The organism is Hydrogenophaga sp. L99 (assembly GCF_058731905.1).
This window is the reverse complement of sequence record NZ_CM178972.1, coordinates 3251366-3263959: the sequence shown is the minus strand read 5'-3', so window position 1 is coordinate 3263959 and position 12594 is coordinate 3251366. Positions and strand designations below refer to the sequence as shown.

13 protein-coding genes are annotated in these 12594 nt (G+C 65.9%); 6 read left to right on the top strand and 7 right to left on the bottom strand.

Features of this window, described 5'->3' with window-relative positions:
• Nucleotides 1–53 precede the first annotated feature (53 nt).
• On the top strand, nt 54–1130 hold the full coding sequence (locus AC4QBL_RS15525) for an AbrB family transcriptional regulator (protein WP_492131603.1): 1077 nt from the start codon (nt 54–56) through the stop codon (nt 1128–1130).
• A gap of 153 nt (nt 1131–1283) precedes the next feature.
• Here the strand turns inward: AC4QBL_RS15525 and AC4QBL_RS15520 are convergent, their stop codons facing one another.
• The 3 genes from AC4QBL_RS15520 to AC4QBL_RS15510 all read right to left on the bottom strand — a co-directional run bounded on the left by AC4QBL_RS15520 (nt 1284) and on the right by AC4QBL_RS15510 (nt 3874).
• Nucleotides 1284–1568, bottom strand: a complete 285-nt coding sequence (locus AC4QBL_RS15520; RefSeq protein WP_472900792.1) for a BTH_I0359 family protein — start codon at nt 1566–1568, stop codon at nt 1284–1286.
• Nucleotides 1569–1720: 152 nt separating this feature from the next.
• A complete protein-coding gene (locus tag AC4QBL_RS15515; RefSeq protein ID WP_472907375.1) occupies nt 1721–2980 on the bottom strand; it encodes a DUF3108 domain-containing protein in 1260 nt (419 codons plus the stop codon).
• A gap of 6 nt (nt 2981–2986) precedes the next feature.
• Nucleotides 2987–3874 carry an IclR family transcriptional regulator gene (locus tag AC4QBL_RS15510; protein WP_472907376.1) on the bottom strand — a complete coding sequence of 296 codons (888 nt, stop codon included), beginning with the start codon at nt 3872–3874 and terminating at the stop codon, nt 2987–2989.
• A 163-nt stretch (nt 3875–4037) separates the two neighbouring features.
• Here AC4QBL_RS15510 and AC4QBL_RS15505 point away from each other — a divergent pair, with 163 nt between their 5' ends.
• The gene (locus tag AC4QBL_RS15505; protein ID WP_472907377.1) at nt 4038–5048 is read left to right on the top strand and encodes a fumarylacetoacetate hydrolase family protein; all 1011 of its coding nucleotides are present in this window, start codon (nt 4038–4040) and stop codon (nt 5046–5048) included.
• Between the two features lie 38 nt (nt 5049–5086).
• Here the strand turns inward: AC4QBL_RS15505 and AC4QBL_RS15500 are convergent, their stop codons facing one another.
• Both AC4QBL_RS15500 and AC4QBL_RS15495 read right to left on the bottom strand, forming a co-directional pair.
• Nucleotides 5087–6262, bottom strand: coding sequence for an ABC transporter substrate-binding protein (locus AC4QBL_RS15500; protein ID WP_472900788.1), 1176 nt, complete (start codon nt 6260–6262; stop codon nt 5087–5089).
• Nucleotides 6263–6488: 226 nt separating this feature from the next.
• The gene (locus AC4QBL_RS15495) at nt 6489–6932 is read right to left on the bottom strand and encodes a VOC family protein (RefSeq protein WP_472907378.1); all 444 of its coding nucleotides are present in this window, start codon (nt 6930–6932) and stop codon (nt 6489–6491) included.
• A 194-nt stretch (nt 6933–7126) separates the two neighbouring features.
• Here AC4QBL_RS15495 and AC4QBL_RS15490 point away from each other — a divergent pair, with 194 nt between their 5' ends.
• On the top strand, nt 7127–7960 hold the full coding sequence (locus AC4QBL_RS15490) for a CAP domain-containing protein (protein ID WP_472907379.1): 834 nt from the start codon (nt 7127–7129) through the stop codon (nt 7958–7960).
• A gap of 58 nt (nt 7961–8018) precedes the next feature.
• On the opposite strand, the gene AC4QBL_RS15485 is transcribed toward AC4QBL_RS15490, so the two are convergent.
• Nucleotides 8019–8468 (bottom strand): hypothetical protein, encoded by a 450-nt coding sequence (locus AC4QBL_RS15485; RefSeq protein WP_472900785.1) that lies wholly within the window; start codon nt 8466–8468, stop codon nt 8019–8021.
• Between the two features lie 27 nt (nt 8469–8495).
• Entirely contained in the window at nt 8496–8882 is a 387-nt protein-coding gene (locus AC4QBL_RS15480; protein WP_472907380.1) for a TraR/DksA family transcriptional regulator, read from the bottom strand.
• A 299-nt stretch (nt 8883–9181) separates the two neighbouring features.
• Between AC4QBL_RS15480 and AC4QBL_RS15475 the strand changes: the two genes are divergently transcribed.
• The 3 genes from AC4QBL_RS15475 to AC4QBL_RS15465 are packed head-to-tail and all read left to right on the top strand — an operon-like array spanning nt 9182 to nt 12558.
• Nucleotides 9182–10027: an enoyl-CoA hydratase/isomerase family protein gene (locus AC4QBL_RS15475; protein ID WP_472900873.1), complete on the top strand. Its 846-nt coding sequence runs from the start codon at nt 9182–9184 to the stop codon at nt 10025–10027.
• Nucleotides 10028–10076: 49 nt separating this feature from the next.
• The gene (locus AC4QBL_RS15470) at nt 10077–11228 is read left to right on the top strand and encodes a PhaM family polyhydroxyalkanoate granule multifunctional regulatory protein (RefSeq protein ID WP_472900783.1); all 1152 of its coding nucleotides are present in this window, start codon (nt 10077–10079) and stop codon (nt 11226–11228) included.
• A gap of 40 nt (nt 11229–11268) precedes the next feature.
• Entirely contained in the window at nt 11269–12558 is a 1290-nt protein-coding gene (locus AC4QBL_RS15465; RefSeq protein WP_472907381.1) for an FIST signal transduction protein, read from the top strand.
• Nucleotides 12559–12594: the final 36 nt, after the last annotated feature.

Genomic DNA, 12594 nt, shown 5'->3' with positions numbered 1-12594 from the left:
ACGCGGCCCGCTTTGAACGGCGGTCGCCCTGTTTCAAAACCCGAGTGCCGCCCTTGTTTCCTCACCCGCCCACATCCTGGCGCCGCGTGGCCCTGACCCTGCTGCTGGCCTACGCGTCGGCACGTCTGTGTGTCTGGCTGCAAACCCCAATCCCCTGGATGATCGGCCCGCTGGTGGCGACTTCGCTGGTGTCGGTGCTGGGCGCTCGCACCGAAAGCTGGGTGCCGTTTCGCAACGCGGGGCAGTGGGTCATTGGAGCCGCTTTGGGGCTGTATTTCACGCCTGCCGTGGGCGCCCTGGTGGCGGGCCTGTGGTGGGCGATTGCGCTGGGCATTGCCTGGGCGCTGGCGCTCGGGCTAGGGTTTGGCGCCTGGCTGCGCCACCAGCACGGCGCGCACCTGTCGTCGCTCACCCCGGCCCAGCTGCGCAGCACCACCTACTTTGCGGCTGCCATTGGCGGTGCTTCTGAAATGACGCTGATCGCCGAGCGCCACGGTGCCCGCACCGACCTGGTGGCCGCCGCCCACAGCCTGCGGGTGCTGATGGTTACGCTGACGATTCCGTTTGCCTTGCAATTTTGGGGCGTGCAGGGCATTGACCGCTTGCCGGATGCGCTGCGTGAAGTGCATGCGCAGGGCTTGCTCTGGCTGGCGGGGCTGACGCTGGCGGGTGCGCTGCTGATGCGGCACCTGGGCCGCGCCAACCCCTGGTTCATGGGGGCTTTGCTGGTCACCATGGGCATCACCTTGTCGGGTGTGGCGTTGACGGCCATCCCCGTTGGCTTGACCAACGCGGCCCAGTTGGTGATCGGGGTGAGCCTGGGGGTTCGCTTCACGCCCGCTTTTGTGCACACCGCGCCGCGCTGGATGGCTTCGGTGGCGCTGGCCAGCGGGGTGATGATGGGTTTGTGTGCGGTCTTTGCCTGGGTGCTTGCTGCCCTGACCGGACTGCATCCCGCGACCTTGGTGCTGGGCACATCGCCCGGCGGTATTGCTGAAATGGCCATCACCGCCAAGGTGCTGCAACTGGGCGTGCCCGTGGTCACCGCTTTTCAGGTGTGCCGGCTGGTGGCGGTGCTGGTACTGGCCGAGCCGGTGTTCCTGTGGCTGCAGGCGAAAAGAGCCACCTGAAAAAACGAAGCCCGGCAAGTGCCGGGCGAGCGGGAGATGCAACGGGGGCGCGACGGGTGGTCCAACCGAGGGCGCCGCGGAGCTGGCCTTGCCAAGCCGCCAGCGCAGCCCTCTGGGGGTGACGCGTCCTTGGGCGCGGCGCGGGGGGAGCGTCTAGTGCATGACCACCGGCATCTGCGCCAGCGAAGCGTAGCCTTCCAGCGTGTCTTCCACCTCTTCTTGCGAAGGGGTGCTTTGCTGCCAGGCGGTGATCTGGATCTGGAACATTTCTGCCCAGGAGCCGTCGAGGTACACCTCTTTGCCCGAGCGTTTGTCCACGATTTCAAAACCGTGGCGGGGAATCTGGGGACCGTCAGTAATGACGTTGTCACCGTCGGTGGGCGCGTTGGCCAGGATGTGGACCACGGCAAAGGCATCCGAGTCGTAAAGCATGTGCATGACTGAAATATCCTTCTAAGAGAGAAACCTGTGTTCCTGATGACCTTATATCGGCAATCGGTCGCCGATATGGAGTTCAGACTGCCTTTTAAGTGGATACGTTCCGGGTGGTTTCAAGATGCGTGTCATTTTTGGCACAGCGGGCCGCAGTTTCAGGGCATCTGGCTGAGCTGCTGGTCCACGCGGTCACCGCTGTCTTGTGTGATGCGGATGCGCACCGGCAGGTAAGCCAGTGTGGGCGCCAGCCAGATGTCGATGCGGCTGTCGCGGGGCTCGCGCGGCTCGCGCACCAGCCGGCGGGCTGGCAGGTTGCCGGCCGGCAGCGCCAGAGTCTCCTCCTCGCCGACCCGAAAGCGCCATGTTTCAGCGTCGCTGGTGCCCGCCACCTGCAGGCTGATCAGCTGCCCGGCGGGGTACGCGGCGGGCTGGGCTTGGAGCATGCCGGCCAGTTGCATGAACAGGCTGAGCCGGTCCTGGGCACCCGGCTGCAGGGCGGCTTCGGGCCGGTTGTTGCTGAAACGGATGGTTTGCTGGGCGTGGTCGAAATGGGCGGCGCGCTCGCTGCGGCTTTTGTCAGAAAAGCGGTCAGGCAGCAGACCGCTGGCTTCCACGCGCCCGGCGCTGGTTTGCACCCGGCTGCCGAGCAAGGGCACGCGCAATTCCATGCGGGCACCGTAGCGGCCGTCGGCCAGGGTCCAGGTCAGCGCGCCGCTGGCGCGGTAATTCAGGCCTTTGATGGTGCCCGACACGTCGTACGCCAGTTGCGTGCTGGCGGGCAGGCTCGCCGGCGGGAGGTTTTCACCGCGCACCGCTGCGGTTTCGGGTGGTACGGGTGGGGTGCTCGCGTCTGAGGGCTGGGGCAGAGCTTGCGGTCCTGGGTCGGTTTCGGGTGCAGCCTTGGCCAGAACCTCCGCTGTGGGTGCTGCCTCAGCGCGTTCCGGCTCGGGCTGCAGTGCGCTGCCAGCGGCGGGCTCTTCAACCCGAACCGCCTGGGCGGCGTCCGGGGTTTCATCGAGGGGGGCGATAGCGATCACTGCGTCCACTGGGCGCTGCGGTCGCGGGGGCGGCGCAGCCGGCAGCGGCTTTGCGGCGGGTGTTGGCTTTTCTGCGGGCCGGGGCTTGGCGACGGGGGCTGTTGTTGCGGGAGCCGCAACGATCCAGCGCACCGTGCTGACGGTGGCGCGCGGTGGTGCTGCGGTCGCAGGCGGTGGCGATAGCGGTGTTGCCGCTTGCGTGGAGTCGTGTGCTTCGGGCGCGCTCAGGGAAGTGGTGGTGCCGTTGGGCCAGGGTTCGGCCAGTGGCGTCCAGCCACCCGACAACAGCAGCAGGTGCAGGCCAAGCACCGCGGCGCCCAGCAGGGCCAAGGTGGTCCAGCGTGGTGTGGCGGTGGTGCGTGGAGGTGGCTGGCTCACGGGGTGTCAGGTCTGGGGCTGGTGCCCCAGGTCGGCGCTGAGCTGGCGGGCGCAGCGCAGCAAGGCCTGGGCTGGCGCACCGTCCCATTGGGTGTCGAGCGTGGCCACCGAGCCCAGCACCACCAGGCCCAGCGCCAGACGCCCCTGCGCGTCGTACACCGGGGCGCAAAAGCCACCCACGCCCGGTACCAGGCTGTGCACCACGCGCGCCAGCCCTTGCTGGCGGGTCTCGTTCAACATGGCCTGCACGGCCTGCTGCGACTGCGGCACGTCCAGCAGCGGCATCGCGTTGTTGGGCAGCTTTTTCAGGCGGGCCAGTTCGTCACGGATCATGGGCGCAATGCGCTCGGCGTCGCGCCCCTCGGTGCCCATAAAGGTGGCAAAACAGCGGCCGGTGGCCGAGGTCAGCAGCGGCATCACGTCGCCCAGGCGCAGCGTCACGGGGACGGTTTGCGGCGCTTCGGCCCAGTGCACCATGGTGGGCCCTTGGTTGCCCCACACCGCAATGGCCAGCGTGTGGCCGGTTTCCAGCAGCAGCGCGGGCACGCGCTCGCGCGCCAGCTTCACGGCGTCGATGCGGCTCAGGCTGGCCAGGCCCAGGCGCAGCGCGGCTGGCCCCAGGTCGTAGCGGGTGCTCACCGGGTCTTGCATGACCAAGCCCATGCGCTGAAAGCTCACCAGGTAGCGGTGTGCTTTGGCCGCGCTCATGCCGGCCGCCGCAGCCAGGTCGCGCAGCATCAGCGCGCCGGGGGCGTTGGACAGCGCGTTCAGCAGCTCAAACCCGACCTCGACCGACTGGATGCCGGCCCGCAGGTGCTCGCCGTCTTCCGGGCTGTCGGTGGCCGTCGGTGTGTGGCGGGGGGTGTCGGCGCTGGAGGGCGTGGCTACGGGCATGGTGTTGGAAGATCGGTCAACGGTGGACAGGGCTTTGGTCTAAAATTCAAATTTTACGAATAGGTGAACTTGTTTCACTATTCGTAATTTTTGCACGATGGTGCTGCTCAGGTTCCCGGGGTGCCATCATGGCCAATCAATGAAGCTTTAGCAGGAGAAATGCATGAAACTCGCCACTTACAAAGACGGCTCGCGCGACGGACAACTGGTGGTGGTTTCCCGCGACCTCTCGACCGCGCATTATGCGACCGGCATCGCCAACAAGCTCCAGCAGGCGCTGGACGACTGGAATTTCATCAGCCCGCAGTTGCACGACCTGTACGTGACGCTCAACCAGGGCAAGGCGCGCCATGCGTTCCCGTTTGACCCGGCCATGTGCATGGCGCCGCTGCCGCGGGCTTACCAGTGGGCCGATGGTTCGGCTTACATCAACCATGTGGAGCTGGTGCGCGCAGCCCGCAACAGCGAGGTGCCCACGTCGTTTTACGCCGACCCGCTGATGTACCAGGGTGGCAGCGACGACTTCATGGGCCCCTGCGACGACGTGGTGGTGCCCAGCGAAGACTTCGGCATCGACTTCGAGGCCGAAATTGCCGTGGTGACGGGCGACGTGCCCATGGGTGCCACGCCCGCTCAGGCACTGGATGGCGTTCGCTTGCTGATGCTGGTCAACGACGTCTCGTTGCGCAACCTGATTCCAGCCGAGCTGGCCAAGGGTTTTGGTTTCTTCCAGAGCAAGCCGGCCAGCGCCTTCAGTCCGGTGGCGGTCACGCCCGACGAGCTGGGTGACGCCTGGCAGGGCGGGCGCGTGCACCTCACGCTGCAAAGCACCTGGAATGGCCGCAAGGTGGGCATGTGCGAGGCCGGCCCCGAAATGACCTTCCATTTCGGCCAGCTCATTGCCCACATCACCAAGACGCGCAACGTGCGCGCCGGCTCCATCGTGGGCAGCGGCACGGTGAGCAACAAGGCGGTTGAAGTGGACGGCCGCAAAGAGTGGCCCAAGGGCTACAGCTGTATCGCTGAGAAGCGCGCCATTGAAACCATTCTGGACGGCCAGCCGTCCACCGCGTTCATGAAATTTGGCGACACCATCCGCATTGAGATGAAGGGCAAAGACGGGCAGACCATCTTTGGTGCCATTGACCAGACCATCGCGCCGCTAGGCGCCTGATAGGCTGAGCGATTGACCGGGTGCGGCCGGGCGGCGCTTCAGGTGCGCACGCGGCCGTCGCCCGTCAGCATGGACAGCTCCACAAACTTCGACGCCACGTGGTTGCTGGGGCTGAACGACACGTTGAAGCCGCCGATGGAATAGTCGCGGATGCTTTCCAGTCCGCCAATCAGGCTGTCGCGCGTCAGGCGCCCGCTGGCTCGGCGCATGCCTTCGGCAAACAACTTGGCCGCCATGAAGCCTTCCATGCTGGAAAAGTTGGCCTGCACTTTGCTGCCGCCTTGCGCAATGGCCGCCAGAAACTCGCGGGTGATGGGGCGCGAGGTGCTGTAGGGCGTGGGCACCACCTGTGAAACGGCCACGCCCGCGCCCTCTTTGCCCAGGGCGTCGGCCAGGGCCTGTGTGCCCACAAAAGACACGTTGTAAAACGTGCCACCGTAGCCCGCGGCCCGTGCCGCCCGGATGTAGGCCGCGCACGAGGTGTAAGCGCTGATCTGCACCACGGCATCGGGCTTCGCCGCGTTGAGTGTGCTCACCGCCTGCGCCACGTCCACCGAATTGCGCTCTACCGTGGCCACCGCCACAGGCTTGAGCTGCATCGCATTCAGCGCCAGCGTGACGCCATCGAGACCGGCTTTGCCGTAGGCGTCGTTTTGGTGAAACACCGCGATTTTCTTGAGCCCCAAGTTGGTCAGCTGCTTGACGATCAGGGCGGTCTCGTCGTTGTACGAAGCCCGCATGTGAAACGCCATGCGGTTGAAGGGCTGGCGCAAGCCCATGGCACCGGTGAAGGGGGCGAAAAACGGCGTTTGCGCCTGGGTGGCCAGCGGCAGGGCAGCCACGCTGGTGGGCGTGCCGATGTAGCCGAACAGGGCGAAAACGTCGTCGTCCAGCAGCTTGCGGGTGTTGGCTGCGCAGCGATCGGGCTCGTAGCCATCGTCCAGCGTGCTGATGTCCACCAGGGTCTGGTTCACACCGCCCTTGGCGTTGAGCTGGTCAAAGAACAGCTTGGCACCGGCATGGAACTGAATACCCAGCTGCGCCGCGGGCCCGCTGAAGGCGGCCGACTGCCCCAGCACCAGGCGGTTGGCTGGCTGCGCTCTCAGCGCCGGGGCGCCCAAGACCGCCGCACCGGCAGCCCAGGTGGTGAACTGGCGGCGCGAAAGACCGCGGGCCGGTGCGGGTTGAGAGGACGGCGTGGACAAGCTTGGCATAGGGGGCACAAAAAACGGCAGGGCCGGTAGGTTTCGAATGTGTCTTGCGCCCTGATTCTGGTGCAGCCCGTGCGCGGCGCGGCGCCGTTGGGTTCGCCGATGCGACCGTTGGTAGCGTTGGAACCGTTGGATGGAGGCTGCTGAATGTGAGTTGGCGCACACATCACACCTATTTTCTGAGCGCAGGCGGCACAACCTTCGGCGTCAGCAGCCTGCCCTGTGGGTGTCAGATGTCAAACACCCCGTCGAGCGACGCGAAGCCCTTGACTTCGATCGGGTTGCCGAACGGGTCGCAGAAAAACATCGTCGATTGTTCGCCGGGTTGCCCCGCAAAGCGCAGTTGCGGCGGCAGCACAAAGTCGACGCCAGCGGCTTGCAGCCGCTCAGCCAGTGCCTGCCAGGCCGGCAGCAACATCACCAGGCCGAAATGCGGCATGGGCACCAGGTGGTCGCCCACCCGGCCTGTGCGGCTGGTCTTGAACGGCTCGCCCAGGTGCAGCGAAATCTGGTGGCTGAAGAAGTCAAAGTCGACCCAGGTGTCGGTGCTGCGTCCTTCGGTGCACCCCAGCACACCGTCGTAAAAGCGGCGCGCCTCGTCGAGGTCGGTCACATGAAAGGCAAAGTGAAACAGGCTGCGGGCGGGCAGGGTGGTAGGCGGGCTTGTGCTCATGTGCGCAGCATAGCAAAGCCGATACGCAAAGGGCATGCGCTGCGGCGGTTCACGGCTTCGCCAGGTCGATCGGGTTGCGCTGCGTCAAAGAAAGAACTGCTTGGGGGAAAGCGGCCATTTCGGGGCTTAGGTTGGTGCGGGGGGGTGCCGATACATCTGACAAGGAAGCCAGTCCGGCTTTCACGGAGTGCCCGATGAAAACACGCCTTACCGCTTTGTCGTCTTTTGCGCGCTGGGCTGTGGCCAGTGCAGTGTTGGCGGTGCTGACCGCCTGTGGCGGTGGATCGGACGGTGCCGACGCCGAGCGGGAATACCCCGCGGCCGCTCCCGCATCTCTTGCGGGTCCGGTGGCTGGTCATGTTGACCGACTCCAGGAGATCCGCGCGCGCATTGGCCTGCCACCGATGAGCTGGGATGGCCTGCTCGCACGAGCAGCCCAGAACCACGCCAACTACCTGACCCAGCACGGGGTCGTTGGCCACGCCGAAGACCCCGCCCTCGCCGGTTTCACGGGTGCCGGCTACTGGGAGCGGGCCAACCACGTGGGTTACCCGCACGCCATGGGCGAAACCATCATCCACGGCAACGCGACCACCTACGAAGAAGGGCGCAGCTACCTTGATGCATTGCTGTATTCACCTGGGCATCGCGCGTACCTGCTCGCGTCGGACCTGGACGAGTTCGGTGTGGGTGGCACACCACTCACCACGGTACTGGGGCGTTCAGGGGGCTACATGCGTCGCGTCGCCGCGACCTTTCCTTACGACGGCCAGGAGGCGGTGTACACCTCGGTGACTCTTTCCGTTTCTGGTTCGCTGGCAGGTCGGGTGATGGTGACCAGCTTCGATCTGCGCGAGCAGACCACGGGCGCCGTTGTGGCCGTTGAGCCCTGGAAAAGCGAGGGTACCGGTGCTGTGCTGTTCAAGCCAGTCCAGCCGCTGGGGTTCGGCACCTGGTACGAATTCACCCTCACGGGCTCGGTAGACGGCATGGCGGTCCAGAAAACGGTGGCGTTCAAGACCCAGTGAATTGAGGCAACCCTGAACAAGGCCCGCACGTATTTGCGGGGACTTGTTCAGCATCGTCTCAGCGCTGCGAAGGGTCTGCGGTGGTCTGGTCGTACTTAAGAAAATACTGGCGGGCCATGGCCACCAGCTGTCCGTCGCTCGGGTGGTCGCTGGTCACCACGTCCACGATGGCTTTGTCCACCGCCGGGTCGTGCCGGTGGCAGTGGGCCCGAAACTCGGTTTTGGCCTGGGCCGGGCCGGTCACCAGAATCTCATGCACCCCGGTCAATGCCTCGGCCACCTCGTGATAGAACGCATCGTCTACCGTGGCGTGGCCTCCCTGGGGCGTGTGGCTGCCGCTGGCGGCCGGGCCGCGGCCGTGCTTGAGCTGGTGTGAACCCACATGCCCACCTTTGGCTTTGTGGTGGCTGCGCGATTTGATGCGTTGTGCTTCAACGTGTTCACGATCAAACATCACCACATGGGCTTCGCTGTGATCGATCCAGACAACGGCGTGAAAAGTGGTCAAGGGTTTCTCCGGTGGTTTTGAAAAAAATTACATCGTGGCTGGGCGGGCACCGCCCTGGGCCTGCTCCAGCTTGCTCTGGCAGTCCACACAGCGCATGGCGGTGGGATTGGCATGCAGGCGGGCCGTGGCAATGCCCACGCCGCAGTCCAGGCACAGGCCGTAGCTGCCATCGGCAATACGCTTCAATGCCGCGTCAATGGCCACCAGCTCAGCCGACTCGCGCTCGTCCAGCGCAAAGGCCAGATCGCGTTCGGAGCCGGCTTGCGCCCAGTCGTCGCTTTCGGTAGACCGCAGGTTGGCTGCGGCCTCTGCCCTGCCCACCGCACCGCCGCGCTGGGCGTGCAGTTGGGCCAAAGTCTCATGGCGCATTTGCTTCAATTGCTCGGCAAAACTGTCTGAAATGTTCTGGCTCATGGTCTGTCCTCGGGTGTCGAAACGCTTGCAGCAAATGGCTGCAAACCTCCCCAACATGATCCCCCCGCCCGCTGTGCGGGGTTTTGACGCACGTCAATGCGTGCCAGATCTGCGCGCGCGACACGTGCGGTAGCGAGGGCAAAGTGATCAAAAACCACCCTGAAAACAGTCGATGAAACCTTCTTCGATTGAGACGAAAATCAGGTGGTGTGTGCCGCACGACGACCAGCCGCTGGCTGGCCGCAGCGAGCAGACCCCTCACCCCAATGCCTTCAACAACAGGAGACCCCATGCAGACCGTGGACTACAGCCGCTACCAGACCCTTGCCATCACCCGCCGCGGCCCTTTGGTGGGCGGTATCCCGTCGGTGCTCGACATCCAGATGCGCGCCGACGGACCCGGCGGCAACGGCAAGTTACCCACCGCCGGCCACGAAGGGCATTGGGAACTGAGCGAGATCTGGCGCGACGTAGGCCGCGACGACAGCGTGCGCTGCGCCGTGCTGCGCGGCAGTGGCCTGGGCTTTTCAGGCGGCGGCGACCTGGCGCTGGTGCAAGACATGGCCACCGACTTTGATGTGCGCACCCGGGTGTGGAAAGAAGCGCGCGACCTGGTCTACAACGTGATCAACTGCGACAAACCCATCGTCAGCGCCATGCACGGCCCGGCCGTGGGCGCGGGTCTGGTGGCGGGTTTGCTGGCCGACATTTCGATTGCCGCCAAAAGCGCCAAGATTGTGGATGGGCACACCCGCCTGGGCGTGGCCGCCGGCGACCACGCGGCCATTGTCTGGCCGCTGCTGTGCGGCCTGGCCAAGGCCAAGTACTACCTCATGCTGTGCGACCCCATCAGCGGCGAAGAGGCCGAGCGCATTGGCCTCGTTTCGCTGGCGGTGGAAGACGACGCCCTTATCGACAAAGCCTTTGAAGTGGCCGACCGGCTGGCTAGCGGCAGCCAGACCGCGATCCGCTGGACCAAGTACTCGCTTAACAACTGGCTGCGCCAGGCTGGGCCGGCGTTTGACACCTCGCTGGCGCTGGAATTCATGGGTTTTGCCGGCCCCGATGTGCGCGAAGGTGTGGCATCCTTGCGAGAGCGCCGGGCACCCCGCTACGGCGTGGACAGCGACGGCAGCGCTGGGTAAGCCACTGGGCCGTGGGCCGGCCTTCAAAACAACTTCCAGGAGACAAGCCATGAGCGACGCATCGGGCAGTGGATTCGGCAAATTTGTGCCGGGCTTTGAGTTTCTGCAAAACCTGGCGGGCCAGGCGGCCGGTGGGGTGGCGCAGGGGCTCGGCCAGAGCATCCCGCAGTTGCCCAACCTGGGCAACTGGGTGGCGCCCACGTTCAGCGTGGAAGACCTGGAAAAGCGCATCGAGGAATTGAAGGCGGTGCATTTCTGGCTCGACCAGAATTCCAAGGCCCTGGCGGCCACCATCCAGGCGCTGGAGGTGCAAAAAATGACCCTGGCCACGCTGCAAAACATGAACTTCAGCATGGGCGATGTGGCCAATGCGCTGAAGGTGAAAGCTGCCGAAACCTTTGCGGGGTTTACTGGCGCCAGCCAGCCCCCGGCACCGGCCACCACCCAGTTTGCCGGCCTTGAAATTCCACCGCGCACCTATGGCACACCCGCGCCCGCGCAGCCGGAGGCTGACGCCGGCGATGATGCGGAAGACGAGGCTTACGAAGACGAACCCGAAGACGAGCCAGCGCCACCGCCGGGCAAGGACGCGTCGCGCAAGCCGCGCGGCAACGCGCCTGCGGGCGCCCCGGCCGGTGGCGTGGTAGACCCGATGCAGTGGTGGGGCGCCCTGTCGCAGCAGTTTCAGCACATCGCCACCAACGCCATGAAGGACGTGGCCAAACAAACCGCGCTGGACAGCACCCGCGAAGTGGCCAGCGGCCTGACCGAGCAAGCCGTTAAAACGGCCACCGGCATGGCCGGCAAAGTCACCCGGGGGCTCACCGACACGGTGGCACGCAACGTGGGTATGGCCGCCGGTGTGGGCAAGGCGGCTGCGCGCGCCGTGACACCCGGCAAGGCCACACCCCAACCACCTGCAAAGCCAGCCCCCCGGGCTGCAGCCAAGCCGCCGGCCAAGAAGGCGGCGGCGCGCAAGCCGGCAGCCACCCCAAAAGCGCGCGCTGCAGCCCAGCCCATGGCCCCGGGCGACTGGACCATGCCGAACGCGTTTTTCCAGGTGCCCGGCTTTTCGCTAGGCGGGGCCGAGACGCCGCAAAAGGCCAGTCCAAAGAAAAAAGCGTCAGCCCCAACGGCCAAGAAACCTGCTGCCAAAAAAGCCGCAGCCAAAAAATCGTCACCGCCCAGCCGGCGCCGCTGACACCACGGAACCCACCGGACCGTGGCGCGGTCGATCACCCATGAAACTCTTTCCTTACGCCCACGCAACCCACCCCCAATGGCGCATGGCCGCTGCGCTGGTGCTCGCGCAGTTGCGCGCCCAGATGGCGCTGCCCGACCACGCCCAGGCGCCGTCGCTGGCGCTGCTCTATATCACTGACCACTACGCCAGCGAGGCCGAGGCCATCTTGGCCCACCTGAGCGCTGAACTGCCTGAGGTGACCGACTGGACCGGCACTGTGGGCGTGGGTGTGGCGGCCAACAACGTGGAGTACTTCGACGAACCCGCCATGGCCGTGATGCTGTGTGACCTAAGCCCCGACCAGTACCGCGTGTTCAGTGGCGTGGCGCCGTTGGCGGCCAGTGGCCGCGTGGCGGGCCCCGACGGTTTTGTGGCCCACACCGCGCTGGTGCATGCCGACGGCAACACGCCCGAACTGGCCGAACTGATTGCCGAGGTGGCCGACCGCACCGCCAGCGGCTATGTGTTTGGCGGCCTGTCGGCCAGCCGCAGCAGTACGGTGCAATTTGCCTTCAGCAGCACCGGCAACCTGAGCGGCCAGGGCGCGGCCAGCGGTGTGTTTCATGGGGGCTTGAGTGGTGTGGCGTTTGGGCCGGCGGTGGGCATGGTGTCGCGCGTGACCCAGGGCGCGCAGCCGGTGGACCGCGAGCGCACCGTGACCGAAGCCGACGGCAATCTGGTGCTGACGCTGGATGGCGAGCCGGCGCTGGACGTGCTGTTGCGCGAGCTGGACATTTCGCTGGACCTGCCGGAGCTGGCCATGCCCCGCCTGCGCGCCACCTTGGTGGGCCTTACGCTGCCCACGGGCGATGCGGCAGATAGCGTGGCGGCGCCACGGCGCGGCCAGTTTGGGCCGGAGGTCATCGTGCGCCACCTGATTGGTCTGGATCCTGGCCGGCGCGGCGTGGCCATTGCCGACCTGGCGCCTGTGGGCACCCGCTTGGCGTTTTGCGAGCGCAACGTCCAGGCCGCCCGGGCCGACCTGACGCGGGTGTGCGCCGAGGTGCGCGAAGAACTGGAGCCGGAAGAGCTGAGCCTGTCCATGGCCACGGCGCTGGCCGCCTCAGAACCCGATGCCGCACCGCACCCGGCCCGGCGCATTGCCGGTGCGGTGTACGTGAGCTGTTCCGGGCGCGGAGGCCCGCACTTTGGCAGCCCCAGTGCCGAGCTGCAGATCGTGCGCCGTGCGCTGGGTGACGTGCCCTTGGTGGGGTTTTTCGCCGGTGGCGAAATCGCGCACCACCGGCTTTACGGTTACACCGGCGTGCTGACCGTGTTCACCATGTGAACAAGCTCCCCCCGCAGCGCTTCGCGCTACCCCCCC